The following is a 25,769-nucleotide window of genomic DNA, read 5'->3' as shown; positions in this document are numbered from 1 at the left end:
TGATGCTAGCGCGCCTGCAATGGCAGGCACGCGGCGAGCCATGCGGGCGGCGTTGGGGAAAGCTGCTGCGCGACGCGGGCATAGCGCCCGTCGAGCCGCGCGGCCAGATGAAAGAGTTCGGTGGCGTTTTTCGGGTCCCACTGCCCCGTGTAACCCGGCAAGCCGGCCTCGCGGCGCTTCGCGTCGAACGGCACCGGTGAATTCACGAATTCCTCGTGCGTCTTCTCGCCGAGCGCATACGGCACGAGCCAGTCGAGCGCGGCCGCGAGCGTCGCGCCATTCGCGCCGCGCTCGCGCAGCCAGTTGCGGTTGAAGCGGCGCGCGGCGAGCGCGGCCGTTACCAGCGGCTGCAGATCGTAGACCGCGTAATGCAGCGCATCGCGTTCCTCGAAATCCCACGTCTTGCCGTCCGGGCCGATGTTGTCGGCGAGATGCTCGACGAACAGCCGCTGCGCGGCGTTCATCATCTTGCGGTCGCCGAGCGTGAACGCGGACAGCGCGATCAGCTTGATCCGGTGGCTCTGCCAGTTGTTGCGCCAGGTGCCGGTGAGCGGGCGCTTCTGCGCGTCGACCTGCGCGACATAGCCGGCGCCGAGCTTCGCGATGAACGCGGCCGTCGCGTTGCGCGTTTTCACCGGCAACGCGCTCGCGGTCATGTCGTACGCGACGATCAGGCTCTCGAAGCGCGTCTCGTCGATCGGGTTGAAGCTCGGCTGGTAGGTCGAGACCCACGCGGACAGGAAGCGGTCGACGAGTTGCAGGTAGCGCGGCGCGTTCGTCACGCGCCACGCGAGCGCCGCGTCGCGCATCAGATCCATGTCCCGCAGCGCGGCCGCGCTCTGGTCGTAGATGCCTTCGTGCGGCAGCGTGCCCTCGGTGTGCACGCGCGCCATCGCTTTCGGCTGCTCGCCGATGCGCGCGTCGACGCTGCGGATCAGCGCCTGCACGCCCGGCTCGGCCTGCGTCGTCTCGCTCGTCTGCAGCGCCGGCGCCGCGCAGAAATTCATCGCCGCGCGCGCACTGCCGGCGACGCCGAGGCCGGCGGCGGCCAACGACAGCGACGCGACGAGCATCGGCACGTAGCGGCCTGCGCGGATGCGCGGCCGCCGCTCGGTTGCACCATGGCCCGGAAACATCGGACGCACCATGCGGAACTCCTTCATTGGCTGGATCGCGTGTGATGTTAGCCGGATTGGCGGATGAACGTGAACCGGTCGGCCCGGCGAACGCAAAAACCGCACGCAACCCCGGGTTGCGTGCGGTGCGGTCACCATTGGTCGGCTCCGGGCCTGGCGCGCGTTATGCGTAGTCCGACATCGGCACGCACGAGCAGAACAGATTGCGGTCGCCGTACGCGTTGTCCGCACGGCCGACCGGCGGCCAGTACTTGTTCGTGCCGAGCGATGCGACCGGGTACGCGGCCTGCTCGCGCGAGTACGCGTGCGGCCATTCGTTCGCGGTGACGACGGCCGCCGTGTGCGGTGCGTGACGCAGCGGGTTGTCCTCGCGATCGGCGCGGCCTTCCTCGACCGCGCGGATTTCCTCGCGGATCGCGATCATCGCGGCGATGAAGCGGTCGAGCTCTTCCTGCGATTCCGATTCGGTCGGCTCGACCATCAGCGTGCCCGGCACCGGGAAGCTCATCGTCGGCGCGTGGAAGCCATAGTCCATCAGGCGCTTCGCGACGTCGTCGACGCTGATGCCGCTCGTTTCCTTGATCGGACGCAGGTCGAGAATGCACTCGTGCGCGACGAGCCCGCCCGGGCCCGAATACAGCACCGGGTAATGCGGCGCGAGGCGCTTCGCGATGTAGTTCGCGTTGAGGATCGCGGTTTCCGTCGCGGCGGTCAGGTTCTTCGCGCCCATCATCGCGATGTACATCCACGAGATCGGCAGGATCGACGCCGAGCCGTACGGCGCGGCCGACACCGCGCCGATGCCGTCTTCCGTGCGTGCGTAGCCGGTCGAGCGCTGGTTCGGCAGGAACTTCGCAAGGTGCGCGCCGACCGCGACCGGGCCGACGCCCGGGCCGCCGCCGCCGTGCGGGATGCAGAAGGTCTTGTGCAGGTTCAGGTGCGACACGTCGCCGCCGAACTGGCCCGGCGCGGTCAGGCCGACCATCGCGTTCATGTTCGCGCCGTCGACGTACACCTGGCCGCCGTGCGCATGGACGATCTCGCAGATCTCGCGGACGTTCTGCTCGAACACGCCGTGCGTCGACGGGTACGTGATCATGATCGCCGCGAGGTCCTTCGAGTGCTGCTCGGCCTTCGCCTTCAGGTCGGCGATGTCGACGTTGCCCTGCGCGTCGCAGGCGACGACCACGACCTTCATGCCGGCCATGTGCGCGGACGCCGGGTTCGTGCCGTGCGCGGACGCCGGGATCAGGCACACGTCGCGATGGCCTTCGCCGCGCGATGCGTGGTACGCGTGGATGATCAAGAGACCCGCGTACTCGCCCTGCGAGCCCGCGTTCGGCTGCAGCGACACGGCCGCGTAGCCGGTGGCCGCGACGAGCATCTGCTCGAGCTGGTCGATCATTTCGCGGTAGCCGACGGTCTGCTCGGCCGGGGCGAACGGGTGGATCCGGCCGAACTCGGGCCACGTGACGGGCAGCATTTCCGACGTCGCGTTCAGCTTCATCGTGCACGAGCCGAGCGGGATCATCGAGCGGTCGAGCGCGAGATCCTTGTCCGACAGGCTGCGCAGGTAGCGCAGCATTTCGGTTTCGGAATGGTGGCGGTTGAACACGTGGTGCGTCAGGTACGCGCTCGTGCGCTCGAGGCCGGCCGGCAGCGCGGCGACGCCGGCGAGGCCCGCGTCCAGCGCATCGACGGCCGGCGCGGTGCCGCCCGCGGCCTGCGCGAACACGTCGAGCAGGTCGGCGAGATCGTCGCGCGTCGTCGTTTCGTCGACCGATACGCCGACTTGCGTGGCGCTCACGCGGCGCAGGTTGATGCGCTTCGCCTTCGCGAATTCGTGGACCTGCGCGGTGCGCGCGCCGGTGTCGATCGTCAGCGTGTCGAAGAACGTGTCGTTGACGGTCGCGAAGCCGAGCTGTTTCACGCCGGCGGCGAACAGCGCCGCGATGCGGTTCACGCGCAGCGCGATCGTCTTCAGGCCGTGCGGGCCGTGGTAGACCGCGTACATGCTGGCCATGATCGCGAGCAGCGCCTGTGCGGTACACACGTTCGACGTCGCCTTTTCGCGGCGGATGTGCTGTTCGCGCGTCTGCAGCGCGAGGCGCAGCGCGGGCTTGCCCTGCGCGTCGACCGTCACGCCGACGAGGCGGCCCGGCATCTGGCGCTTGAATTCGTCGCGCACGGCCATGTAAGCGGCGTGCGGGCCGCCGAAGCCCATCGGCACGCCGAAGCGCTGCGTGTTGCCGACCGCGACGTCCGCGCCCCATTCGCCGGGCGGCGTCAGCACGGTGAGCGCGAGCAGGTCGGCCGCGACGACCACGTGGCCGCCGGCCGCGTGGATCGCCTCGGTGAGCGCGCGGTAGTCGCGCACGTCGCCGTTCACGCCCGGGTATTGCAGCAGCACGCCGAACGCGTTCGCCTGCGCGGCGTCGGCCGCCGGGCCCGTCTTGACTTCGATGCCGATCGGCAGCGCGCGCGTGCGGATCACTTCGAGCGTTTGCGGCAGCACGTCGTCGGCCACGTAGAACACGTTCGACTTCGGCTTGCCGGTACGCTGCAGCAGCGTCATCGCTTCGGCCGCGGCCGTCGCTTCATCCAGCAGCGACGCGTTCGAGATCGCGAGGCCGGTGAGGTCGGCCACCATCTGCTGGAAGTTCAGGAGCGCCTCGAGGCGACCCTGGGAAATTTCGGGCTGGTACGGCGTGTAGGCCGTGTACCACGCCGGGTTTTCGAGCACGTTGCGCAGGATCACGGCCGGCGTGTGCGTGTCGTGATAACCCTGGCCGATATAGGAGCGGAACACCTGGTTCTTGTCCGCGAGCGCACGCAGCGCGGCGAGGGCTTCGGCCTCGCTCTTCGGCTGTGCGAACGGGCCGAGCGGCAGCGTTTCGGCGCGGCGGATCGAGGCCGGGATCACGGCGTCGATCAGGGCGGCGCGCGACGCGAAGCCGAGCGTGTCGAGCATGGCCTGCTGGCTGGCGGCGTCGGGGCCGATGTGGCGTTCGGCGAACGCGTCGTGCGTTTCGAGCGCGGCGAGCGAGAGGGGCGTGCGGTTCATCAGGCGGTCCGGGTGTTCGAGCTTCATGGCGTGACTCTGGTCCCGCGCGCGCCGAGGCCGGCGCCGCGCGGTTCGGGTAGGGAAATTAGTCGATCAGCTTGCTGTAGGCGTCGGCGTCGATCAGCTTGTCGGTCGACGCGCCGGCCGCGAGCTTGATCTTGAAGAGCCACACGCCGTACGCATCGCCGTTCACTTCTTCCGGCGCATCGGTGGCTGCTTCGTTGATGGCGACGATCTCGCCGGACACCGGCGAGTAGATGTCGGAGGCCGCCTTCACCGATTCGACGACGCCGACGGCGTCGCCCGCGTTCACCGACTTGCCGACTTCGGGCAGCTCGAGGAAGACGATGTCGCCGAGCGTGCTCTGCGCGTGATCGGTGATGCCGACCGTCAGCGTGCCGTCCGCCTCGGTGCGGATCCACTCGTGTTCGTCGGTGTATTTCAGCTCGGCCGGGACGTTGCTCATCGGATGCTCCTGGATAAAAGGGTGTGTTCGTTCTGCTGGCGCGCCGCCATGGCACGCCGGATAGGGTTGCGCCGGGCGCCATCTCCCGGCTTGCCGGGAGGCGGCCCCGCGGCCGCTTCTCGGTCGTTACGCAGCGAGGACCTTGCCGTTGCGCACGAACGGCAGTTTTACCACGCGCGCGGGAAGATTCTTGTCTCGAATTTGCACCTGGACGGTGTCGCCGATCTGGACGGCCGCCGGCACCCGCGCGAACGCGATCGATTCCTGCATCGACGGCGAGAACGTGCCGCTCGTGATCTCGCCTTCGCCGTGCGGCGTGACGACCTTCTGGTGCGCGCGCAGCACGCCGCCCGCCTTGCCGTTTTCCTTCTGCAGGATCAGGCCGACGAACGCGGCGCGCGTGCCGTTGGCTTCGAGTGCGGCGCGGCCGACGAAGTCGCGCGGCGCGGCGAGGTCGACGGTCCATGCGAGGCCCGCGTCGAGCGGGGAGACGGTGTCGTCCATGTCCTGGCCGTACAGGTTCATGCCGGCCTCGAGGCGCAGCGTGTCGCGCGCGCCGAGTCCGCACGGACGCACGCCGTGTTGCTGCAGCGCATTCCACAGCACTTCGACGTGCACGGCCGGGACGATCACTTCGAAGCCGTCTTCGCCGGTATAGCCGGTGCGGGCGATAGTGAGATCGCCGAACGGCGTGCCGGCGACCTGCGCGGCGTTGAACGGCTTGAGTTCGCTGGTGGCGGCGCGGGCGGAAGGCACCGTCGCCCAGACCTTTTCGCGGGCGTTCGGACCCTGGACGGCGACGATCGCGAAATCGCGGCGCGGCGCGATCGTCAGGCCGTAGCCGCCTTGCTCGTTCAGCTGGTTGAACCACGCGATGTCTTTGTCGGCGGTGCCGGCGTTGACGACCACGCGGAAGAATTCTTCGGTGAAGTAGTAGACGATCAGATCGTCGATGACGCCGCCTTGCGGGTTGAGCAGGCACGAGTAGAGTGCCTTGCCGGGCGTCTTGAGCTTGCCGACGTTGTTCGCGATCGCATGCTCGAAGAACGCGCGCACGCGGCTGCCGGTGAAATCGACGACGCACATGTGCGACACGTCGAACATGCCGGCGTCGGTGCGCACGGCAGCGTGTTCTTCGATCTGCGAGCCGTAGTTGACGGGCATGTCCCAGCCGCCGAAGTCGACCATGCGGGCATTGAGCGCGCGGTGCGCGGCGTTGAGCGGAGTGTGATTCAGTGCAGTCATCGAGGCCTCAGGCAAGGCGCTTGCGCGCGGATCAGAACGGCCATGTGCCGACCGCCGCGGCCGATGGCCTCACGCGATCCGGTACATGCCCCTCTGTCCTCGATACCTGAGAGATTGCGCTGCGGGCCAAGCCCGGCGAACGCGCGCCCCTTCGGTGGGCAGCCTGCCCGCGCAGCCAATGCGCTGCGGGCTACTGCCGCTCTCCAGAGTGCGGGAAACGTATTGCTCGCGCGGTGCGCGGATGCGGTTTCCCGACGCGGTCGGTCCTTTTGCCTGAGAGTTTGCGGGTGTGCCCCTTCGGCGGCGCAACCGGTGTCGGAACAACCCGGTCACACGCTCTCCCGATGCGTGCGGGCGACTGTACGCGAGCAGGTGGGCATTGTCAATTTGAGCAAAAGAATGTCGCTTCGCGACAAGCGGCGGCGGCCGGCGCCGCCGCTTCATCCGCGCCGGCAGGTGCCGGCGCGTTACTCGCCGATCGCGCGCGCGGCCGTGTCGAGTTCCTGGTTCAGCACGCGCTGCTCGTCGCCGGACAGGCCGCCGTTGTGCTGGGCCGACATGTCGTTCGCTTCCTGGCGGATCACGTCGAGGCGATGGTGCAGCTGCGCGCCGTAGGGCGGCGGGTAGTAGCCGCCGTTCACGCGCGCGTCGATCCGGCGATGCAGGTTGTCGATCCGTCCCTGGACCTCCTGCATGCGGTCGTTCGCGACGACCTGCGGATTCGGTCGCGGCGGGGGCGCCTGCCGGGCCGGCCGCTGCGGCTGCACGATACACGCCGCGAGCGAGGAAACCAGGACGCAGCATGCCGCTGCGCGAATCAACCGTTGCATCACATTCTCCTGACGGATGGGTGTCGGATCGACTTTTTGAGAAACGCGTCAGACCGAACGACCGCTGACTTTCGTTCCCGCACCATTTGTAACGGAATGTTCGGCGCCGAGCGGGCGGGGCGGCGCAGGGAGGAAGAGGCAGCGCTGCCGCGGGCGTGTGGCGCGGGAGGGCGGCCGGGTCGGCACCGACCCGGCCCGCGGCGTCAGACCGGGCGGCGCACGAACGGCACCCGGCGGCCGTCGTGTTCGCTCTGCGCGGCGAGCTCGATGATCGTCATCACGTCGACCGCGTCCTGCGCGGTGACGGGGAACGGCGCGCCGTCGCGGATCGACGCGGCGAGCGCGCGGTAGAACTCCGCGTACTGGCCGTCGAGCGTCGGCACCGGCCGCTCGACCTCGACGTCGCCGTCGAGCACGCGCAACAGGCCGGGCGGGTTGCCGCCGCCGAATTCGACGTCGTCCGCGGTGAGGCCGGCCTTGAGCTGGTCTTCCTGCGTGTCGAGCCCGAACTTCTGGTAGCTGCCGCGCGTGCCGTGCAGCGTGAAGCGCGCGGGTTCGATCGCCGACAGCGCGCTCGCATGCAGCGCGACGTCCTTGTCCGGATAGCCGAGCAGCAGGTGCACGAAATCGGGCGCCGTACCGTGGTCGCGGCGCGTCTTGACGGTGGCGCTCACCGTTTCCGGCGTGCCGAACAGCGCGAGGGCCTGGTCGATCAGGTGCGGGCCGAGGTCGAGCAGCAGGCCGCCGCCGCGGGCCGGCTCCTCGCGCCAGCGCGTGCGCGGCGTCGGCCGGAAGCGGTCGAAGTGCGACGCGAAGTACGTGAGGCGGCCGAGCTCGCCCGATTCGACGATGCGGCGCACGGTGAGGAAATCGCCGTCCCAGCGGCGGTTGTGGAACGGCGCGAACAGCCGGCTGCGCGCGTTCGCGAGCCGCGCGAGCGCGAGCGCCTCGTCGGCGGTGAGCGTGACGGGCTTGTCGACCACTACGTGGCGGCCGGCTTCGAGCACCTGGCGCGCGAGCGCGAAATGGGTGTCGTTCGGCGTGGCGATCACCACACATTCGATATCGTCGAGGCCGAGCAGCGTGTCGAGGTCGGGAACGATGCGCGCGCCCGGATACGCGGCCTGCGCGCGCTCCCCCTGGCCCGTCGCGATCGCGGCGACTTCAGTGCGGCCGCTCGTGGCGATCACGGGCGCATGGAACGTCGCGCCGGCGAAACCGAAACCCATCAAACCAATCCTGAGCAATGACGACATGGCAATTCCTGGCTGCGAAGGAAACTAAAGGATGGCGCGCCGGAGCGGCGCGAAGACGACCGGCTATTTTGGCATGGCGCTGCCGCTTGCACAGACGCGTCGGGCGAAATGCACGGAGCGATGCGACGCTTGCGCAAGGAATACCGGCGTTTTGCGCAGGAGCGGGGGCGCGCGGTGCGACTGTCGAACTCGCGGCACCCGGCTCTTGGCTCTTGGCACCCGGCACCCGGCACCCGGCACCCGGCACCCGGCGCACCGCCCGGTGAGCCGGGGCGGCCAGCCGGCCTCGGCATGTGCCGCATCATCCGTCCATCCGCTGCCGCACCGCAGCCGCAACCTGCGCGGCCCACACCGCGCAGGCGGCTGCGCCGGGGTGGAAGCCGTCGGCGGCCATCAGGTGCCGTTCGAGCGGCAGGTCGACCCGCAGGAACGTGCAGTGCGGCTGCGCGCCCGCCCAGCCGGCGAGCGCCGTGTTGAGCCGTTTCGCGCGCCGCCCCAGATACCACGCGAGCGGCTGCGGCAGCGCCGGGAAGCGCTCCATCGGCGGCACCGCCGACAGGATCGCGTGCCCGACCTGGAAACGCGCGGCGAGCAGCCGCACCAGCTCGGTCTGCTGCGCGAGCCAGCGTGCGGGCGGCACGCCGCCCGTCACGTCGTTGACGCCGAGCGACGTCACGGCCACGTCGAACGGCTCGGCCGGCTCGGCGGCGAGCCAGTCGACGAGCTCGCGCGTGGTCAGGCCGGTGCGCGCGAGCAGTTTCCAGCGCACTCGGTGCGTGGCCGCCAGCGCGCTCGCCAGTTGCCCGGCGAGCGCGTCGTGCTGCGTCGCGACGCCGACCCCCGCGGCGGCCGAATCGCCGACCACCAGCACGCGCAGCGGCGGGCCGTCGCCAACTGAGCCGTCGCGCGGCCCGGCCGCTTCGGGCAGCCGCGGCGTGACGCGGCGCACGTAGCGCCCTTGCGCGAACAGCAGCGGGCCGAGGGCGGCGGTGGCGAACGGGTATCCCATGAGGTCGATCCGGCGGTGGTTGAAACGCATTGAAGCGGGCCGGCGCGGGTGGCGCCAGCGGAGTGCGTATTGTGTCCGATCACGGCGCGGACCGGGCCCGATTGGCCGAACGGACGGCCACGACAACGCCGAACGGACGGGGGGCGCCCGCCCGGCAAGCCTGCGCGCCCCGTCCGGCGGCGCGCCCGAAATACCCGCCGCCGACGTGTTAACATGCGCGTCCTGCCTGCGTGTCCGCCTGCTTCGCCAGCCTGCCGCGCACGGCATCCTCCCGGCGTTCCGCCGTCAACCCGCAACACCATCCGCCATCATGTCAGCAGGCCTCAATCCCGCTCAGAACGAAGCGGTGCGCTACCTCGACGGTCCCTGTCTCGTGCTCGCCGGCGCGGGCAGCGGCAAGACCCGCGTGATCACGCAGAAGATCGCGCACCTGATCGAAGCGAAAGGTTTCGAGCCGCGCCACATCGCCGCCGTCACGTTCACGAACAAGGCGGCGGCCGAAATGCGCGAGCGTGTGTCGAAGCTGCTGGAAGGCAAGACGCTGACCACGCCGGGCAAGGAAGGCCGCAAGGTGCCCGTCAACCAGCTCACCGTCTGCACGTTCCATTCGCTGGGTGTGCAGATCCTGCGCCAGGAGGCCGAGCACGTCGGCCTGAAGCCGCAGTTCTCGATCATGGATTCGGACGACTGCTTCGGGATGATCCAGGAGCAGCTCGGCACGACCGACAAAGGGCTGATCCGCAAGATCCAGAGCATCATCTCGCTGTGGAAGAACGGCCTGATCATGCCTGACGAGGCGATGGCGATCGCGGCGAACGAGGACGAACACCAGGCCGCGCTGGTCTACCGCAACTACGTGGCGACGCTGCACGCGTACCAGGCGGTCGACTTCGACGACCTGATCCGCCTGCCGGCCGAGCTGTTCGCGAAGAACGAGCAGGTGCGCGACCGCTGGCAGAACAAGCTGCGCTACCTGCTGATCGACGAATACCAGGACACCAACGCGTGCCAGTACGAGCTGCTGAAGCAGCTCGCGGGCCCGCGAGCCGCATTCACGGCGGTCGGCGACGACGACCAGGCGATCTACGGCTGGCGCGGCGCGACGCTCGAGAACCTCGCGCAGCTCGGCAAGGATTTCCCGAAGCTGCACGTGATCAAGCTCGAGCAGAACTACCGGTCGACGGTGCGGATCCTGACCGCCGCGAACAACGTGATCGCGAACAACCCGAAGCTGTTCGAGAAGAAGCTGTGGTCCGAGCACGGGATGGGCGATTCGATCACCGTCACGGCGTGCAACGACGAGGAACACGAGGCCGAGTCGGTCGTGTTCCGGCTGTCCGCGTACAAGTTCGAGCGGCGCGCGCAGTTCCGCGACTACGCGATCCTGTACCGCGGCAACTTCCAGGCCCGCATCTTCGAGCAGGTGCTGCGGCGCGAGCGGATTCCGTACGTGCTGTCGGGCGGCCAGTCGTTCTTCGACAAGGCCGAGATCAAGGATCTGTGCGCGTACCTGCGGCTGATCGCGAACGCCGACGACGATCCCGCGTTCATCCGCGCGGTCACCACGCCGCGCCGCGGCATCGGCAACACGACGCTGGAAGCGCTCGGCTCGTTCGCGGGGCAGGCGAAGGTGTCGCTGTTCGAGGCCGTGTACATGGGCGGGATCGAGGCGCGGCTGTCGGCGCGCCAGGTCGAACCGCTGCGGATGTTCTGCGACTTCATCCAGCGCCTGACCGAGCGCGCGGACAAGGAGCCCGCGACCGTCGTGCTCGACGACATGATGGAGGCGATCCACTACGAGGCGTACCTGTACGACGCGTTCGACGAGCGGCAGGCGCAGTCGAAGTGGCAGAACGTGCTCGAATTCCTCGAATGGCTGAAGCGCAAGGGCACGAAGCCCGAGACGGAGGCCGTCGACGGCGAGGCCGACGGTTTCCACAACGCGGACGGGCTCGCCGACACGGGCAAGAACCTGCTCGGCCTGATCCAGACCGTCGCGCTGATGTCGATGCTCGAGGGCAAGGACGAGGACCCGGACGCCGTGCGGCTGTCGACCGTCCATGCGTCGAAGGGGCTCGAGTATCCGCACGTGTTCCTGGTCGGCGTCGAGGAAGGCATCATGCCGCACCGCGGCGGCAGCGAGGACGACGGCCCGATCGACAACGAGCGGATCGAGGAGGAGCGTCGGCTGATGTACGTCGCGATCACCCGTGCGCAGCGCAGCCTGCACCTGAACTGGTGCAAGAAGCGCAAGCGGGCGCGCGAGACGGTCGTGTGCGAACCGTCGCGCTTCATCCCGGAGATGGGGCTCGACGAAGCGCCGCCGCCGACGCCGGAAGAGGCGCCGATGTCGCCGAAGGACCGGCTCGCGAGCCTGAAGGCATTGCTGCAGAAGTGACGCGGCGCCGCGCGCACGATGGCGCGGCGAACCGGCAACCCAAAAAAGAAACCCCCGCGATGCGCGTGCGTCGCGGGGGTTTTTGACGGATGGCCGGGCGACGTCGTTACTTCGCCGCGTTGACCATGTAGTCGACGGCCGCCTTCACGTCGGCATCCGACGCGTTCGACCCGCCCTTCGGCGGCATCGCGCCCTTGCCGTGCAGCGCGTAGTTGTAGACCGTATCCATCGAGTCCTTCAGGCGCGGCGCCCAGTCTTCCTTGCTGCCGAACTTCGGCGCGCCGAGCACGCCGGCCGCGTGGCAGGCCTGGCAGGTCGACGCGTACAGCGCCTTGCCGGCCGTTGCCGCATCGGCGCCGGCCGGGGCGGCCGCGGGCTTTTCGCCGGCCTTCGGGATCGCGGCGATCGCGGCCATGGCGGCCGCGGCCTGCGCGTTCGACGCATCGGCGCCCGACGCGGGCGCGCCGCTCGCGGGCTGCGCCGCGTTGGCGGCCGGCGCCGCCGGTTCGGGGAAGTTCGCGCCGTCGTTGTTCGCCATGTAGACGATCGCGCGGGCGATTTCATAGTCGCTGACGTCGTCGGGGCTCGTGCCGCCGCGCGCCGGCATCGCGCCCTTGCCCGCGAGGGCCGTCTTCAGCAGCGTGTCGAAGCCTTGCGAGATGCGCGGCGCCCAGTCGTCCTTGTTGCCGAACTTCGGCGCGCCGGCGGCGCCGGTGCCGTGGCAGGTCACGCAGACGGCCTTGTAGACTTCCTCGCCGGTCTTGTACGTGCGGGGCGCGTTGGCGTCCTTCACGTCGACCTTCGCGATCGGGGCGATCCGTGCGGCGACCTGCTCGTCGGATAGCGCGTCCGTGCCGGCGCCGGAACGGAACGCATGGTTCGCATAATTGGCGAACAGGACGATCAGGATGATCGGAATCGCGAACGACGCGATGATGACGGCAATCAACTGCCCGGGGGTTTTGACGGGAGATTCGTGGGGTGCTTCGCTCATGCTTGCCTCGTCTCCATGAATAGGAATTGTGAGCGCGGTGCAACGGCAAAATGGCAGTCCAATGAAGCACGGACGATTATAGACGGAACGTTTACATCACGGCGAGCGGCGCGATGGCGCGTGTTTACCCGCACGCAGCACGGCCCGGCGGCGATTCGGCAGGCAAGGTGGACGCGTCATGGGAAACCGGGTATCCTTGCCGTCTTGCCAATCGTGGGCGGCCTGTATATGGGGTCGCTTCACTGTCACACGCGCCCGTAGCTCAATGGATAGAGTACTGCCCTCCGAAGGCAGGGGTTGCTGGTTCGATCCCAGCCGGGCGCGCCAAGCCTGATCAGGCTCTCAGCGGTTTCCTCCCATCGTCGTGCAGTACCGTTGCAGCTAAATTGCAGCCGGAATCGGCGCGGGCTCGGCCGTCAGCGGCGCGACCCATTGCGCCAGATGCGCGGCCGACAGATGCGCGTACCGCTGCACCATTTCCATCGTCTCCCAGCCGCCCAGCTCCTTCAGCACCTGCAGCGGCGTGCCGCGTTGCACGTGCCAGCTCGCCCAGGTGTGGCGCAGGTCGTGCCAGCGGAAATCGTGCAGGCCGGCGCGCCGCAGCGCCTTGGCCCAGGCGGCCGTGGCCGTCTGGTAGACCGGCTTGCCGCGATAGACGAACACGCTGTCCGCGCATGCCGGCGCCCGCGGGTTCGCGCGCTGGCGCTGCAGCACGGCGATCGCGGTATCCGACAGCGGCACCGTGATCGCCTTCCTGGCCTTGGCCTGGTCGGGGTGAATCCACGCGACGCGCCGCGCGAGGTCGACCTGCGACCACTGCAGCCCGGTTACGTTGGCGCGCCGCAAGCCGGTTTCGAGACTGAAGCGCGCCATGTCCGCGAGGTGCGCGGGCAGCTCGGCGAGCAGCCGCTCCGCCTCGGCCGGCGTCAGCCAGCGGATGCGTTTCGAGACGACCTTCGCGCGCTTCGTGACCGGCGCGCGCGCCAGCCATTCCCATTCGACGGCCGCGTTCAACACGGCCTTCAGCACGCCGATCACGCGGCGCACCGTGGCGTCGCTGACGGGCCGGTCGGTCGCGACGACGCCGTGCCGCGTGCGCACCGTGCGCGGTTCCCGACGCTTGGCGAGCGCGATCGCATCGATGCGGCTCCGGTCGATGTCGGCGAGCGCGACGCCGGACAGGTGCCGGTCGAGCCAGCGCAGATGGATCTTCGAAGTCTCCAGGCTCGCGAGACCCGCTCGTTCGCCGACATAGCGGACGACCGCGTCGTTCCACGAATGGCGCGGTTGGGTGCCGAGCCGCGCCTGGTTCCACAGGTCGACCTTCAGCCGGTCGTGGAATTCCTGGGCCTGCGCTTTGTCGCGGGTGCCAGTGCTTCCCTGTACCGGCGTTCCGCCGCCAGGGGGGTACAGCTTGTATTGCCAGTTCGGGCTGGTTTTTCGTTTGTAGAGCGACATGGGTGGGTTTCCTCGTGCTGATCGGCCTGCGCGGCTCGCGGGAGCCAGTCCCCGGCGAGGTAGCGCTGCAGGGCCATGATGGAAAAGATCCAGCGCTTGCCGACCTTGCGGCCGGGCAGCATGCCGGCGCGGGCCTTCAGGCGCACCGTTTCGGGGTGCGCGCCGAGCAGGGCCGCTGCGCCGGACAAGTCGACGGTCGCGGGGGGCGCGTCGTCGGCAGGCCGCGCGCCGGGCGGGCACGCAGCGCAACTGATGGCATGGTGGATCGCGTGTGAAGGGCGCATAACACATTGATATTCAAGAGTTTTGTTTGCCATGGGTTGCCATCATTCAGACGTGGCGGCCGCGTGGAACCCATGGCGTGAAGTCGCGCTACCGCGCGCGACCGATGGCGGCGCGCGCCTGACTCGTGGTGCGCGACGGCGGCCGGCTGCTGCGGCTTCCCGGTACGCTTTCTTCTTTTCTTTCAATGCTTTGAAGAGAGAAGAAGAGAGGCGCATGGCGGCCTGCGGGCAAGCCGGACCCGTGGCAAAAGCGGCCCGACTCGTGGCGATCCTCGTGCAACGCGCGGCGGCACTTTCCTCAACAATCAAGGACTTGCGCATCTCGACTGGCGAAATCCACGACTCCCGCGTGTCGCCCGCCCGCTCCCCGCAACGTCCGGAACGCTCCAGCCGGTTGGCCCGATCGCGGCTCATGCGCGGCCTCCGTGCAGCGCGTCGGTCGCCAGGTCCTCGCGCACCGATACGTGCAGGCCGAAGGTGGCCAGGCGCTCGAGCGACACCGGCGTCAGGTACGGCACGCGGCGCATGTAGATGCGGCGCTCGACCTCCTTCTCGCCGACCACGACGCCGGCATGCTTCAACTGGGCCTTGAACACGCGGTCGGACTTCACGGGCAGGCCGTTCCACTTGTCGCGCAGCGCGCTCGTGTGGGCGAGGTGATCCATCACGTGCCCGGTGCGCAGCAGCAGGCAGAACTCGCCGTCGACGGTGTCGAACGTGTACGGATGCTTGTAGTTGCCGCCGTCGATTTCCGACAGCACCGTTTCCATGATCCAGACCCACGGTTCGCGATCGGCGCTCGTTTCGGCGACGTGGCCGTTCATCTCGGCGAGCAGATCGCGCGGGAACTCGCCTTCGCCCGGATCCATTCCGGCGAATTCGCACAGGTAGCGCCACGCCAGCCCGAGCGCCGCGTAATTGGCGGCCATGCGCCGCGCGCCGTCGTCCTCGCCGCTTGCGCGGCAGCCGGCGAGCGCCTGGTCGCGCAGCGTCGCGTACTGATCCAGCGCCGTGCGCCGGTCGAGCCCGGTCAGGAATTCGAGCCATTGCCGGACCGGGAAGCGCGGCAGGTCGTCGGGCAGCAGCGGCCCGCGCTTGCCGGTCAGCGTCGTGCGCACCACCTTGCCGAGCAGGCTGCGCACCGGCACGTCCTCGCCGGCGAGCATCACGGGCGCGCACAGCAGGTATTCGGTCATGTCGGTGCCGCGCCGCGTCACCGTGTATTGATAGTTCTCCTGCAGCAGCCCGACCGCCTTGTCGATCACGTCCTGCCGGCGTGCCGACAGTTCTTCCCAGCCGACCGGATGGCTCGTGTGACTGATGCTGGTCAGCAGCCGGAATTCGGTCTGCAGCGACTGCCCGGAGAACATCGTGAACGCGAGCGAGCGCTCGAGCCGCTTGATCAGCGTCGACTTGCCCGCGCCCTTGTTCGCCTGGATCGTCAGGTGCGGCCAGAAGCCGAGCAGCGCCTTCAGGTGGCCGCCGAGCGCCCAGACGAGCGGGATCGTCGCGGCGTTCTGCCGGAACGTCGTCTGGTAGGCCGCGATCACGCGGCGCGCGTCGCTCACCGGGCCGCCCGGGAACGTCAGGTTGTGATACGGACACTGCTTGTCCGCTTCGGTGAAATAGCAGTCGGGGCCTTCGTTGACGATCAGCCGGCCGTCGCGCCAGGCGAGCCCGACGAAGTTCGCCGCGCGGCGCGCGCCCAGGTCGGCGCCGCGCTCGAGGATGTTGACCATCCGCTTGAACGGCGCGGGCGCCCAGATCGGACCGAACTTGCCCCACTGATCGACGTTGTGCAGCTGATCGTCGAGCATCACGCGGCGGATCAGTTGTGCGCCGTGCCGCGGCGCCTGCACCGATACCGCGAAGTAGACGGTGGGCGCCTGGTCGGCGTCGCCCGTCATCGTCGAGGTCGCGCTCGCGACGGCCACGCGGCTGATGCCGGCGATGCGAAAGCCGCACAGGTCGGTCATCACCGGCGTGTCGACGCCCGATTCCTCGTTGCGGTCCATCCGGGTGATGTAGCTGGTGAAATCCGGCCGCACGCGAAACCGCCAGTACTGCGCGAAGTCGTGCGGCGGCAGGAACAGGCGCGGCCGGCCGCGCCGCGATGCGTCGCCCGGCAGGCCGGCGACCAGCCACGGCTCGAGCTGGTCGAGCGCACGCGCCAGATCGGCCGGGCCGCGCAGCTGCAGGTAGTCGTTCACGTCGTTGATCGGCTTGCGCGCGGTGTCGCCGTCCGCCAGATCCGCGAACCAGTCCGACTGGTCGACCAGCACGGCGCTGATGTCGAGCGCCGTCAGCCGTTCGTAGAGCGCCCACGCGGCCTCCGGGCCTGGCCGCTGGCCGGCGCGCGGATGGCCGTCGGCGAACGGTTCGTCGTTGTCCAGGCAGATCGTGACCTGCTTGCCGCGCAGGAACGCGAAGTCGATGCGCTCGACGTTCGCGAGGCCGCGCAGCGCGAGCGCGGCCGTGCCGGGCAGCGCGCAGGTGTCGATCGACAGCGCGTTGATCGCGCTCTCGACGATCACCACGCGTTTCGCGCGCTCGAGCCGGCGTGCGTCGGCGGTCCACGCATAACCGGCCTTGTCGCCCTGGGTCTGCGTCTTGACCCCGCCGTTGAGCGCGGGATCGACGTAGCGCATGTCGACCGCGACGACGCGCGCATCGCCCGGTGCGCGCACGACGAATGCGGCCGCGGGGCCGCCGTGGCCGACTTCGCCGGCGGCGACCTTCGGGCTCGTCCACGTATTGAAGCCGAGCGTGCGCGCGGCGAGCGCCGCGTCGATCGCGGCGGCGGCGATGCCGCGGCCGCCGAGGTAGTCGCGCACGCGCTCGCGCTCGGCCACGCAGCGATCGGCGATGTATTCGACGGTCGACTTCTCGCGGCGCTCGAGCGGCGCCGGCCGCTCGGACGGGAGACCGTATGCGTCGTGGAGATAGCGGACGGCGTCGGCGACGGTGCCGCCGCGCGCGTGGATCACGAGATCGATGCAGGATCCGCCGGCATCGGCGCTGTGGTCGCGCCAGCCGGTGCCGTACTTCGGGTGGTTCGCATAGATCGACAATGACGGGCTGCGGTCCGCGTGCTGCGGCGAGTGATAGAGCGCGCGGTCGCCGCCGCGGCCGCGCTTCAGGCCGAGACGGCTCGCAAGATCGTGCAGGTCGATGTGTCGTTTCAGTTCGTCGATCGAAGCCATCTTCGTTATTGCTGTGGTTCAGGTTGGGCGTGCCGTGCGGGATCGCCGGCGCAGGCCGGCGGCGCGACGAGCGCGTGCAGCGCGGCGGCGGATTGCGGGAAGCCCAGCGCAAGGCGATCGGCGAGCGCCGACACGAAGGGGCCGAGCGCGGGCTGGCGTGCGGCGCTGCCGGATGCGGGGTCGCCGCGCAGCGTGTCGGCGGCGGCCGCGATGGCGGCGCGCAGCGCGACGTCGTGCGGTGCGGGTTCGGCGTAGCGGTTCATGTGAGCACCTCCGGGCCATGGGTCGCGCGGTTCGAGATCATGAGGAATCCTTTCAATGGCAAAAACGATCCCTCGCGCCGCTCGGGCACGATGCGAGGGAAACGGGAGAGGGTGACGGGTTAGGGCGTCAGACGGGCAGCTCGAGCTGCGCGGCGAGGCGTTCGCGCACGTGCGGCGAGAGCGGCAGCTGCAACGACAGGTTCGGGATCGCGGACGGCGACAGCGTGCGTGCGAATTCCATGTTGACGACGTACGTGTGGCCGCACTCGGGATTCGAGCACTGGAACGTGATCTCGCGGAAGGTCAGCGACATTTCACGGCTGCTGCGCGCGGTGGCGCGCGTGCGGCAGTGCGGGCAGCGGTTCAGGATGCGCATGAGGGCTCACTCCGGACGAAAGACTGCCGATGGCCGGGCCAGTCGCGGGTCGCGCCGGTGGCCAGCGTGCAGCCCTGGCCGATCGGCGAATGGTTGCGGGCGCACACACGGCTCACAATGGATGCTGCGGGCCCGGACGGTCGGGTGCGTTCGAAAGCGGCGGACATGAAGACGCTCCGGCTCACGGGCGCGCGCTGCGCGAGCGCGGCGCGGCGATCGCGCGCAGGTGGCTGGCGCCGAGGCGGATCAGTTCGCGCGCCATGCTCGAGATCGAGCGGTTGCGTTGCGCGGCAAGCTGCTCGAGCTCGCCGCGCTCGACAGGCGTGAGCCCCACGTAAACGGGCTTGTCCGACATCGTGCCGCGCGGCGAACGGCGTGGGCCTTTGGGAGTAGTCATGGTCGGTATACTTTGCGGAGATAGTCTTGCGTTACGGTGAGGCTAGTCTAATGAGCAAAAAACGGCGCGTCAATTGTTAATGGGTAATTTATGACACAAATCGGGAGTCGCTTGCGGGACGAGCGCTTGCGGATCGGGCTCAGCCAGGACGAGTTTGCGACCGTGGGCGGCGTCGCGAGACGCTCGCAGTCGGCGTACGAGTCGGACGAGCGCGCTCCCGACGCGGCTTATCTGCTGGCCGTTCGCGAGATCGGCGTCGATATCGGCTACGTGCTGACCGGCAAGCGGTTCGCCGCGGGCGAAGCGGCGCCGGAGGCCGGCGCCCGCGACGCGGACGAAGCCGAGGTGCTCGCGATGTACCGGCAGCTCAACGACACCGGCAAGGCGTCGCTGCATGCCTTCCTCGCGAGCTGCATCAGCACTGGCGCGATGGTGCAGACCGCGACGCCGCGGCGCGCGAAGCGTGTGCCGGAGAAACGTCGCGCGGCGCTCGATCAGCGCACGGCGGAAAACGTCGATCGCGCGATGGCCGAGATCGAACGGTTGAAGGCCGAACGCGCGGCGAAGCAGCCGAAGAAGTAACGCATCCGCGGGGTGGCGCCCCGCCCCATCACCCGGCGCGCATGCATGCGACACACCCCGCGCGGCCGTCCCTCTGCCCGGTTCGAACCGTTGCGTGTGCGACGGCGGGGCAGCGCAGTTCCCGTTTTCCGATGTTGCCCGGGTGCGCTCGGCGCACCGCACAAGGGCATCGGATAAAATCGGACGAAATACTGTATATCCATACAGTGTGCGCCGGGAGACCGGTAGAGATCAAGGGGTGAAAGTCCCCGACATTGCAAGAACTAGCGATTCACGATTTCCCCGAGTCATGCGTGGCCAGCCGCGAGGCGGGTTGCGAAGCGTTGACAGGGGCGCTGATAGGCCAGCCATTGAGCCACGAAATGGATACATTCCCGAGTGCTGACGTACTACTGTATGCGGAAGGCAACATCGCGCGGCGCGCTATCGCGAGCGCTGCGCGGACTCGGCGTGGTCTGAGACCCTGGCATGTCAGTACGATCTCTACGCGGGAACCGGGAGATCTCCCATCTGGCCGCCGACGGAAATATGGTCGAGCGGTCCGCATCGGGAAGGCGAGGAGCTGAAGCCGATGACGAACGGATGGGAGAAGTCGGACTCGCCCATAGTAGCGAAGAAGCTGGCGAACAAACCCGGGCAACCGGATGCGGAGTCAGTGGAGCGAAGGGGTGGGGCCAAGGGGAACACGGAATGGTCGCGCACGCGCCGGACGCAGAGCCGGATAAGCGTGTCCCAGAGACTGGACCGTGTGCGTCAAGCCGCAAGGCAAAGGAAGAAGGAGAAGTTCACGGCGTTGTACCACTTGATCGACCTCGACCTTCTGGCGACGGCGTTCTTCTGGCTGAAGCGGAAGGCGGCAGCCGGGGTCGATGGCGTGACGTGGCACGACTATGAGCAAGATCTCGACCGAAATCTCGAAGACCTGCATGGCAGACTCCGCCGGCAGGCTTATCGGGCGCTGCCCAGTCGCAGACGGTACATACCGAAGGCGGATGGCAAACAGCGACCGCTGGGCATTGCTGCGCTGGAAGACAAGATCGTCCAGCGTGCACTGGTGGCAGTACTCAATGCTGTCTACGAGATGGACTTCTTGGGATTCTCATACGGTTTCCGGCCGCAACGCAGCCAGCACGATGCGCTGGATGCACTTGCGACGGGAATCGCTCGCACGAGCGTGAGCTGGATTCTGGACGCCGACATCAGCAGGTTCTTTGATACGGTCGACCACGATTGGCTGATCCGTTTCGTGGAACATCGCATAGGCGACCAGCGTGTGATCCGACTGATCCGCAAATGGCTGAAGGCGGGAGCGATGGAAGACGGGGTGATCGAGCCCACAGACGAGGGGACGCCGCAAGGGTCTGTCATCTCGCCTCTGCTGGCGAACATCTACCTGCATTACGTCTTCGACCTCTGGGCAAACCAGTGGCGCAAGCGCCACGCCGAGGGGAACGTCGTAATCGTCCGATACGCCGACGACGTCGTGGTTGGTTTCGATAAACCACACGATGCGAAGCGGTTCAGGCGGGCCATGCAACAACGACTGGAGCAGTTTGGGCTGTCGGTACACCCGGAGAAAACCCGGCTGATCGAATTCGGGCGCTTTGCGGCCCGGAACCGGGCAAGCCGAGGGCTGGGCAAACCCGAGACGTTCAACTTCCTTGGATTCACCCACATCAGTGGCCGTGCGAAAGACGGTAGGTTCATGCTCATGCGTAAGACGCGGAGCGACCGTCTTCGAACGGCGCTGAAGGGAATCAAGGATGAGTTGCGGCACAGATGGCACCAGTCGATTCCCGAGCAAGGGGACTGGTTACGCCGCGTGGTTCAAGGGTACTTCAACTACCATGCGGTGCCGACCAACTTCGCTGCGTTGCGAGCCTTCCGCGCGCGCGTGATCGACCTCTGGAGGCTGGCGCTTCGGCGCCGCAGCCAAAAGGACGACACCACGTGGGCAAAGATGCACCGGCTCGCGAAGCAGTGGATACCCAAGGCTCGCATCCTTCACCCCTGGCCGGTCGTGCGGTTTGACGCCAACCACCCGAGGCAGGAGCCCGGTGCGCGAATCGCGCACGCCGGGATCTGTGCGGGGGGTGCCCAGTAATGGGCATTCCTACCGCGACATTGGTTTAGCATTCTGAAAGCCGGTGAGCTGGCGGCGGGGCGTTCCGAGGCGCCCCGTCGTGTCAGGCGGCCCCCGGTTGATGACTGAGTTTGCGGAGACCGGAAAAATGGACACCAACAGGAAGCACGACAACGGGACGATCGGCGCGTCGGCGCACGCCGACCATCGCGCGGACGCGCGTGGAGCGACGATGGGCCCGCCGCGATATCGTTCGGACCTGACCGACGACGAGCGGGCCGATGCGCACGCAGCGATCGACAACGCGATGCTGTCGGTCGGGCAGGTGCTCGAGGCCGCGCTGCAGGCGATGGCCAATCTGCGCGATGCGCGCGCCACGTTGCAGCAATGTGGCGACGCGCGCGACCTGCGCATGACGCTCGGCGGGCGTCAGCAATCGAGCTGAACCGCCTCCCACACTGATCCCCCGCAGGCCGGCATTCGCTCCGGCCGCTGCAACGAATCCGGGCCGCGCCCTCTCGCGCGTGGCCTCACTCCCCTCCCGCGACATCCTGCCTTCGCCACCGCGATCGACGCCCTGCGATCGCGCGTCGCGGCGTGGTCGCGCATCGGTCGCCGGCGCAGCCTTCCGGTCAGCGCTGGCCGGTGCGACGCGTCTTCTTCGGCGCGTCGCGCACCTCGAGCTCGAGCGCGGTCGTGAAGCCGCCGTCGCCGATCGTATGCGTCGCTTTCTTCACGAGCCACGGCGTGTCGTCGATGTCGGGCTTGAACCCGGTCACGGTGACGGGCATCTCGGGAAACAGCTCGGGCCGACCGAGCGCGAGCGTGTAGCTCAGCGTCGACTCGCCGCGCTGCGTGCGCGCATATTCGGCTTGCGCGGCCGCGCGCGCCTCGGCCTCGGTCGCGTAGTCCTCGGGCAGCACCTTGACGTTCTTGCCTTTGGCGTCGCCGACGACCACCGGGAGCCGGCGCGCGCTGCCGTTCGAGTGATAGTGCGCGCGCACCGACGTGTAGCTGTCGCGCTGCGCGACGTGATAGCGATGCTGGTCGCCGCTCGCGCGCGTGATGGCGAGCACGTCGAGCGGCTTGCCGCTGACCGTCTTGCCGCTGCCGATCGGCGTGAACAGCAGGTGCTTGTCCTTCACGGTCATCACCGCGTCGTAACGCTTCGCGAGGCGCGTCAGGAACGACATGTCGGACTCTTGCGTCTGGTCGACGTGGTCGATCCGCGTCGCGGCGAGCGTCGCGTCGACGGCGGCCGTGAGCCCGTAGCGCGCGGCGATGGTGCGCACGATCGCGCCGATCGTCTGCCGGTGCCAGCTTTTCTCCCGGCGCTCGTGCATGTCGTTCGTCATCGATGCGGAGCGGGCGCGGATCGTGATGACGTCCGGTGCGCCGCTGTGCTCGACTTCGTCGACCGTGAACGTCCCCTTGTCGACCAGCGGCTCGCCGACCCAGCCGATCGACAGCTTGATGCTCGCGCCGCGCTTCGGAATCGCGAAGGTGCCTTGCGCATCGTCGAGCACCAGGTCGAGCATGTCGGCCTCGTCCGCACGCGATTCCGACAGCGACAGGCTGATGAGGTTGGGCGCGATCAGGCGCGACAGGTCGCGGCCGTCGAGCGTGATGCGGTAGTCGGCCTGCGGCTGCACGCGGCCCGCGCGGGCCGGTGCGTCGGCCGGCGTGCGTTCCTGCGTGCTCATTGCTCTGCCGCTCCGCTGTCGTCGTCCTGCTGCACTTCGGCGAGCACGCCGTCGTCGACGCGCTTCAGCGTCAGCGTGAACGCGATCTTGCGCGCCATGCCTTCCTTCGTGTGATACGTGGCCGTTTCGTTGAGGCTGTCGATGACGTACGCGCCGTACACGTTGCCGTTGCCGTCGACGAGCACGTACGCGTCGCCGGCATCGCCCATGCGGGCGAGCGCCTCGATCGACGCGATCTCGCCGATGCCGTTCTCGGGCGCGACGATGCCGGTGAGGGTGATCGTGTCGTCGCCGGCGCCGGTGAACTGGCTCGCGTCGCGCACGCCGATGCGCGAGCTGGTGCGATGCTTCCAGTTGCGCTGACGCTGGAGCTCCTGGTACGGCGTGGTCGCCAGGCTGAAAACGAACTGATCGAGCGACATCATCATGGGCGGGTTTCCTCCAGCGGAATCAATCGGACAGGCGCGACGCGGTGCGCGACGCCTTCGCGCGTTCGGCGCGTTCGAGCTCGGCGCGCACCATGCGGGCGATTTCGGCCGCATCGGCACCGGGCGGCGGCGCGATGTTGATGGTGACGGGGCCGGCCGCGGGCGCGGCGCTTGCCACGGCGGCCGGCGCCGTGAGCGGCGGGCGATAGTCGAGCGACAGGTTGTAGCGTTCGAGCGGCGCGGCGGCGGCGATCGCCGGGCTCGCCGCGAACGCGGGCGGGCCGACCAGCGCGGCGGCCGACGTGAGCGCGGCGGCGGTGCGCGTCATGCGGGTCGGGGTGCCGGTGGTGGCGCCGCCTGGCCCGTTGTCGGGCGTGGGCGACGCCTGCATGCCGAGCTTTTCCTTGAGCCAGCCGAGCGTCGAGCTGCCCAGGTTGCCGGCCGTATCCTTCAGCGCGCCGAGGCGATTCGTGATCCCGTCGACCAGGCCGGACACGATGCTCGCGCCGATTTCCTGGAAACGCGTGCCGATGTCGCCGAACCAGTCGCCGATGCCGCCGAGCGAGGTCTTCACCCACTCGACGGTGGCGTCCCATTTCGCGGTGATCCAGTCGCTGGCCGCGCCGAACGCGCCCTTGATCGTTTCCCACAGCGCGATGAACTTCGGCCCGAGCGTGTCCCAGTTCTGCCAGACGTAGACGGCCGCCATCGCGATCAGCCCGATCACGGCCAGCAGCGGATTCGCCATCGCCAGCCGGCCGAGCATCAGCAGCGCCTGCCCGACGAGCCTGAACGCGCCGACCATCGACGTCGCGAAGCGCAGCACGTTGACCGAGCCGAGCAGGCCGCCGAAGACGCTCGCCAGTGTGCCGGCGACGGCGAGTGCGCCGCCCAGCGCCGCGAAGGTCGTGACGAGGATCCGGGTGGCCGTGCCGTGTTCGCGCACGAACCGGACGATCTTCTCGAGCATCCTGGCCGTGACGTCCAGCGCCGCGTTGTAGACCGGCGTGATCTTCTCGCCGATCTCGAGCTTCAGGTCGCGCAACTGCGCGAGCACGGCGAGCTCGCGTCCCGCGGTCGAATCCGCGGCCTTCGCGCGCATCCCGGTGACGCTGTCGGCGGCGGCGCTCTGCCTCTCGGTGTCGTGGATCTGCTCGCGTTGTTCGTACATCGTCGTGAGCAGCGTGCCCGCGGCCTTGTCGGGGAACAGTTTCGCCAGCGCGGCCTTCACGTTGTCGGGCTGGGTGATGCCCTTCGCGGCGAGCTTCGGCAGCAGCACCTTTTCGAGCCATTCGAGCGGCGAGGCCTGCAGCATGTCGCTGCCCGCCAGCGCACCCGGCCCGAGCCCGCGGATCGCGCCGTTCCTCGCATGCAGGACCCGCTTCGGATCGACCAGGCCGAGCGCCGTCAACTGCCGTGCGGCGGGCGCCGTCACCTTGCCGCCGAAGAGGCTGCCGGACAGCGCGGCGAGGCCTTCGCCGGCCGCCTTGCCGCCGAGCTTCTCGATGAGCGGCTGCATCTGGTAGTAGAACGCATCCGTGCGCAACTTCCTGGCCGCGCCGCCCCCCGATTCGGCGAAACTGTTCCACTCGTCGCCGCTGACCTTGCCGCCGGTCGCCGTCTGCATCTTCTGCACGATGTTCGCTTCGGCGCCGAATGCGGCTTCGTTCTTCGTGCCGCCGCGCAGGTCGATCACCTTCAGCATGGCCATGAACTTGTCGACGTTCGCCTTCGCGTCGTCCTTGCCGAACAGCGCCTCGTTCGCCGATTTCATGTTCGCGAGCATCGGCATCACGACGCGCGCGCGTTGCTCGTCGCCGCCGAGCGCCGCCAGCGATTCGCGCATCAGCGCCAGGTTGTCGACGACCGACTGGCCGCCGACCTGCTGCGCGCGCGCGAATGTCACGGCGTCGGCCGACGCGCCTTGCGCCCGCAGGCGCAGCGTTTCGCTTTCGGCCTGCTTCGCGACGTCGAGCGGCTCGGACAGCATGCCGAACATGCTCTTGCCGGCGCCCGCGATCGTCTTGCCGCGCTCCGCCCATTGCCTGCCGACGCCGCCCAGTGCGTCGATCTTCGCGCGCCGGGCCTCGGCGCGCTTGCGGCGCGCGTCGTCGAACGCGCGCACGTCGGCCGTCATCTTCGCCTGGCGTCGCGCGCTGTTCGTGGCCAGCGCGAATTCGTGCAGGTCGAGGCGGCGCGTGTCGATGCCCGCGCCGACGAGCTGCGTGCGCAGTTCGCGGATGCGCGCGACCTGCCGGCCTTGCGCGGCCGTCAAATCCGTGGCCGTGCGTTCGAGCTTGGCGAGGTCCTCGACCATCTGGCGTGACGGCGGGCCGGACGCACGCAGCGCCACGCGCAGCTCCCCGGCACGCAGCTTCGCTGATTTGAGTTCGGTCGCGGTTTTCGCCACACCGCTGCGCAAGTCGCGAAACTCGCCGATGCGCTTCTGCGTCTTCGCCATGTCATCCAGCTCGCGGCGGGTCGCGCGCAGCGAGTCGGCCAGCCCCTTGTTGCCGGTCAGCATCATTTGCAGGGGCTTCGTCATGTTGTCGATCATGTCGACCATGACGCGCAGTTTCAGGGTGTTGTCCATC

The 25,769-nt window shown here is 68.6% G+C and carries 22 protein-coding genes, 1 tRNA gene and 2 riboswitches; of the genes, 6 read left to right on the top strand and 17 right to left on the bottom strand.

Going from position 1 to position 25,769, the window contains the following annotated elements:
* Window positions 1–5: 5 nt before the first annotated feature.
* The 7 genes from DTA15_RS17740 to DTA15_RS17710 all read right to left on the bottom strand — a co-directional run bounded on the left by DTA15_RS17740 (window position 6) and on the right by DTA15_RS17710 (window position 9,006).
* The gene (locus DTA15_RS17740; RefSeq protein ID WP_006485680.1) at window positions 6–1,148 is read right to left on the bottom strand and encodes an alginate lyase family protein; all 1,143 of its coding nucleotides are present in this window, start codon (window positions 1,146–1,148) and stop codon (window positions 6–8) included.
* A gap of 151 nt (window positions 1,149–1,299) precedes the next feature.
* On the bottom strand, window positions 1,300–4,227 hold the full coding sequence (gcvP, locus tag DTA15_RS17735) for an aminomethyl-transferring glycine dehydrogenase (RefSeq protein ID WP_006485677.1): 2,928 nt from the start codon (window positions 4,225–4,227) through the stop codon (window positions 1,300–1,302).
* 58 nt (window positions 4,228–4,285) lie between these two features.
* Window positions 4,286–4,666: a glycine cleavage system protein GcvH gene (gene gcvH, locus DTA15_RS17730; protein WP_006485673.1), complete on the bottom strand. Its 381-nt coding sequence runs from the start codon at window positions 4,664–4,666 to the stop codon at window positions 4,286–4,288.
* A gap of 126 nt (window positions 4,667–4,792) precedes the next feature.
* Window positions 4,793–5,911 (bottom strand): glycine cleavage system aminomethyltransferase GcvT, encoded by a 1,119-nt coding sequence (gene gcvT / locus DTA15_RS17725; RefSeq protein ID WP_006485675.1) that lies wholly within the window; start codon window positions 5,909–5,911, stop codon window positions 4,793–4,795.
* An 83-nt stretch (window positions 5,912–5,994) separates the two neighbouring features.
* Window positions 5,995–6,128: riboswitch (glycine riboswitch) on the bottom strand.
* Window positions 6,129–6,163: 35 nt separating this feature from the next.
* Window positions 6,164–6,265, bottom strand: a riboswitch (glycine riboswitch).
* Window positions 6,266–6,378: 113 nt separating this feature from the next.
* Entirely contained in the window at window positions 6,379–6,741 is a 363-nt protein-coding gene (locus DTA15_RS17720) for a hypothetical protein (RefSeq protein ID WP_006485676.1), read from the bottom strand.
* Between the two features lie 203 nt (window positions 6,742–6,944).
* The gene (locus tag DTA15_RS17715; RefSeq protein WP_006485682.1) at window positions 6,945–7,997 is read right to left on the bottom strand and encodes an oxidoreductase; all 1,053 of its coding nucleotides are present in this window, start codon (window positions 7,995–7,997) and stop codon (window positions 6,945–6,947) included.
* Between the two features lie 301 nt (window positions 7,998–8,298).
* Window positions 8,299–9,006, bottom strand: coding sequence for an SGNH/GDSL hydrolase family protein (locus DTA15_RS17710; protein ID WP_006496277.1), 708 nt, complete (start codon window positions 9,004–9,006; stop codon window positions 8,299–8,301).
* A gap of 310 nt (window positions 9,007–9,316) precedes the next feature.
* On the opposite strand from DTA15_RS17710, the gene DTA15_RS17705 reads away from it, so the two are divergent.
* Window positions 9,317–11,404, top strand: a complete 2,088-nt coding sequence (locus tag DTA15_RS17705; RefSeq protein WP_012492254.1) for a UvrD-helicase domain-containing protein — start codon at window positions 9,317–9,319, stop codon at window positions 11,402–11,404.
* A gap of 106 nt (window positions 11,405–11,510) precedes the next feature.
* Here the strand turns inward: DTA15_RS17705 and DTA15_RS17700 are convergent, their stop codons facing one another.
* Entirely contained in the window at window positions 11,511–12,398 is an 888-nt protein-coding gene (locus DTA15_RS17700) for a c-type cytochrome (RefSeq protein ID WP_006496275.1), read from the bottom strand.
* Window positions 12,399–12,649: 251 nt separating this feature from the next.
* Between DTA15_RS17700 and DTA15_RS17695 the strand changes: the two genes are divergently transcribed.
* Window positions 12,650–12,725, top strand: a tRNA-Arg gene (locus DTA15_RS17695).
* Window positions 12,726–12,779: 54 nt separating this feature from the next.
* Here DTA15_RS17695 and DTA15_RS17690 read toward each other — a convergent pair.
* Window positions 12,780–13,811: a tyrosine-type recombinase/integrase gene (locus DTA15_RS17690; RefSeq protein WP_323661109.1), complete on the bottom strand. Its 1,032-nt coding sequence runs from the start codon at window positions 13,809–13,811 to the stop codon at window positions 12,780–12,782.
* Entirely contained in the window at window positions 13,724–13,978 is a 255-nt protein-coding gene (locus tag DTA15_RS39530; protein ID WP_324295523.1) for a DNA-binding protein, read from the bottom strand. Before DTA15_RS39530 ends, DTA15_RS17690 begins: the two co-directional genes overlap by 88 nt.
* On the opposite strand from DTA15_RS39530, the gene DTA15_RS17685 reads away from it, so the two are divergent.
* Window positions 13,859–14,131, top strand: coding sequence for a hypothetical protein (locus tag DTA15_RS17685; RefSeq protein ID WP_034178513.1), 273 nt, complete (start codon window positions 13,859–13,861; stop codon window positions 14,129–14,131). The two genes, DTA15_RS39530 and DTA15_RS17685, sit on opposite strands and share 120 nt — an antisense overlap.
* Window positions 14,132–14,550: 419 nt before the next feature.
* Here the strand turns inward: DTA15_RS17685 and DTA15_RS17675 are convergent, their stop codons facing one another.
* From DTA15_RS17675 to DTA15_RS17660, 4 genes are all read right to left on the bottom strand, one after another.
* Window positions 14,551–17,343: a toprim domain-containing protein gene (locus tag DTA15_RS17675; protein ID WP_006484046.1), complete on the bottom strand. Its 2,793-nt coding sequence runs from the start codon at window positions 17,341–17,343 to the stop codon at window positions 14,551–14,553.
* 5 nt (window positions 17,344–17,348) lie between these two features.
* Entirely contained in the window at window positions 17,349–17,606 is a 258-nt protein-coding gene (locus DTA15_RS17670; RefSeq protein WP_006493879.1) for a hypothetical protein, read from the bottom strand.
* A 127-nt stretch (window positions 17,607–17,733) separates the two neighbouring features.
* On the bottom strand, window positions 17,734–17,982 hold the full coding sequence (locus tag DTA15_RS17665) for an Ogr/Delta-like zinc finger protein (RefSeq protein WP_006485448.1): 249 nt from the start codon (window positions 17,980–17,982) through the stop codon (window positions 17,734–17,736).
* 181 nt (window positions 17,983–18,163) lie between these two features.
* A complete protein-coding gene (locus tag DTA15_RS17660) occupies window positions 18,164–18,379 on the bottom strand; it encodes a hypothetical protein (protein WP_006485450.1) in 216 nt (71 codons plus the stop codon).
* A 162-nt stretch (window positions 18,380–18,541) separates the two neighbouring features.
* Between DTA15_RS17660 and DTA15_RS17655 the strand changes: the two genes are divergently transcribed.
* The 3 genes from DTA15_RS17655 to DTA15_RS17635 all read left to right on the top strand — a co-directional run bounded on the left by DTA15_RS17655 (window position 18,542) and on the right by DTA15_RS17635 (window position 21,489).
* Entirely contained in the window at window positions 18,542–18,961 is a 420-nt protein-coding gene (locus DTA15_RS17655; protein ID WP_006485452.1) for a hypothetical protein, read from the top strand.
* Between the two features lie 571 nt (window positions 18,962–19,532).
* Entirely contained in the window at window positions 19,533–21,065 is a 1,533-nt protein-coding gene (ltrA, locus tag DTA15_RS17640; RefSeq protein ID WP_012492258.1) for a group II intron reverse transcriptase/maturase, read from the top strand.
* 127 nt (window positions 21,066–21,192) lie between these two features.
* Window positions 21,193–21,489 (top strand): hypothetical protein, encoded by a 297-nt coding sequence (locus DTA15_RS17635; protein WP_006485449.1) that lies wholly within the window; start codon window positions 21,193–21,195, stop codon window positions 21,487–21,489.
* A 187-nt stretch (window positions 21,490–21,676) separates the two neighbouring features.
* On the opposite strand, the gene DTA15_RS17630 is transcribed toward DTA15_RS17635, so the two are convergent.
* The 3 genes from DTA15_RS17630 to DTA15_RS17620 are packed head-to-tail and all read right to left on the bottom strand — an operon-like array spanning window position 21,677 to window position 25,768.
* Window positions 21,677–22,747, bottom strand: a complete 1,071-nt coding sequence (locus DTA15_RS17630) for a phage late control D family protein (protein WP_006485451.1) — start codon at window positions 22,745–22,747, stop codon at window positions 21,677–21,679.
* Window positions 22,744–23,175: a phage tail protein gene (locus DTA15_RS17625; RefSeq protein ID WP_006485447.1), complete on the bottom strand. Its 432-nt coding sequence runs from the start codon at window positions 23,173–23,175 to the stop codon at window positions 22,744–22,746. The genes DTA15_RS17630 and DTA15_RS17625 overlap by 4 nt, the downstream gene beginning before the upstream one ends.
* Before the next feature lie 22 nt (window positions 23,176–23,197).
* Window positions 23,198–25,768: a phage tail tape measure protein gene (locus DTA15_RS17620; protein ID WP_012492260.1), complete on the bottom strand. Its 2,571-nt coding sequence runs from the start codon at window positions 25,766–25,768 to the stop codon at window positions 23,198–23,200.
* Window position 25,769 lies beyond the last annotated feature (1 nt).

It is taken from the genome of Burkholderia cenocepacia (genome assembly GCF_900446215.1).
GTDB lineage: Bacteria > Pseudomonadota > Gammaproteobacteria > Burkholderiales > Burkholderiaceae > Burkholderia > Burkholderia cenocepacia.
This window is presented reverse-complemented; position numbering and strand designations above follow the sequence as displayed.

What these genes read in the sequence shown, in the direction of transcription:
- DTA15_RS17715 (WP_006485682.1), bottom strand. Translation starts at nt 7,997, where the DNA reads ATGTCGTCATTGCTCAGGATTGGTTTGATGGGTTTCGGTTTCGCCGGC.
- DTA15_RS17620 (WP_012492260.1), bottom strand. Translation starts at nt 25,768, where the DNA reads ATGGACAACACCCTGAAACTGCGCGTCATGGTCGACATGATCGACAAC.
- gcvH (WP_006485673.1), bottom strand. Translation starts at nt 4,666, where the DNA reads ATGAGCAACGTCCCGGCCGAGCTGAAATACACCGACGAACACGAGTGG.
- DTA15_RS17740 (WP_006485680.1), bottom strand. Translation starts at nt 1,148, where the DNA reads ATGGTGCGTCCGATGTTTCCGGGCCATGGTGCAACCGAGCGGCGGCCG.
- DTA15_RS17625 (WP_006485447.1), bottom strand. Translation starts at nt 23,175, where the DNA reads ATGATGATGTCGCTCGATCAGTTCGTTTTCAGCCTGGCGACCACGCCG.
- gcvP (WP_006485677.1), bottom strand. Translation starts at nt 4,227, where the DNA reads ATGAAGCTCGAACACCCGGACCGCCTGATGAACCGCACGCCCCTCTCG.
- DTA15_RS17665 (WP_006485448.1), bottom strand. Translation starts at nt 17,982, where the DNA reads ATGCGCATCCTGAACCGCTGCCCGCACTGCCGCACGCGCGCCACCGCG.
- DTA15_RS17670 (WP_006493879.1), bottom strand. Translation starts at nt 17,606, where the DNA reads ATGAACCGCTACGCCGAACCCGCACCGCACGACGTCGCGCTGCGCGCC.
- DTA15_RS17635 (WP_006485449.1), top strand. Translation starts at nt 21,193, where the DNA reads ATGGACACCAACAGGAAGCACGACAACGGGACGATCGGCGCGTCGGCG.
- ltrA (WP_012492258.1), top strand. Translation starts at nt 19,533, where the DNA reads ATGACGAACGGATGGGAGAAGTCGGACTCGCCCATAGTAGCGAAGAAG.
- DTA15_RS17630 (WP_006485451.1), bottom strand. Translation starts at nt 22,747, where the DNA reads ATGAGCACGCAGGAACGCACGCCGGCCGACGCACCGGCCCGCGCGGGC.
- DTA15_RS17660 (WP_006485450.1), bottom strand. Translation starts at nt 18,379, where the DNA reads ATGACTACTCCCAAAGGCCCACGCCGTTCGCCGCGCGGCACGATGTCG.
- DTA15_RS39530 (WP_324295523.1), bottom strand. Translation starts at nt 13,978, where the DNA reads ATGCTGCCCGGCCGCAAGGTCGGCAAGCGCTGGATCTTTTCCATCATG.
- DTA15_RS17675 (WP_006484046.1), bottom strand. Translation starts at nt 17,343, where the DNA reads ATGGCTTCGATCGACGAACTGAAACGACACATCGACCTGCACGATCTT.
- DTA15_RS17700 (WP_006496275.1), bottom strand. Translation starts at nt 12,398, where the DNA reads ATGAGCGAAGCACCCCACGAATCTCCCGTCAAAACCCCCGGGCAGTTG.
- gcvT (WP_006485675.1), bottom strand. Translation starts at nt 5,911, where the DNA reads ATGACTGCACTGAATCACACTCCGCTCAACGCCGCGCACCGCGCGCTC.
- DTA15_RS17705 (WP_012492254.1), top strand. Translation starts at nt 9,317, where the DNA reads ATGTCAGCAGGCCTCAATCCCGCTCAGAACGAAGCGGTGCGCTACCTC.
- DTA15_RS17720 (WP_006485676.1), bottom strand. Translation starts at nt 6,741, where the DNA reads ATGCAACGGTTGATTCGCGCAGCGGCATGCTGCGTCCTGGTTTCCTCG.
- DTA15_RS17710 (WP_006496277.1), bottom strand. Translation starts at nt 9,006, where the DNA reads ATGGGATACCCGTTCGCCACCGCCGCCCTCGGCCCGCTGCTGTTCGCG.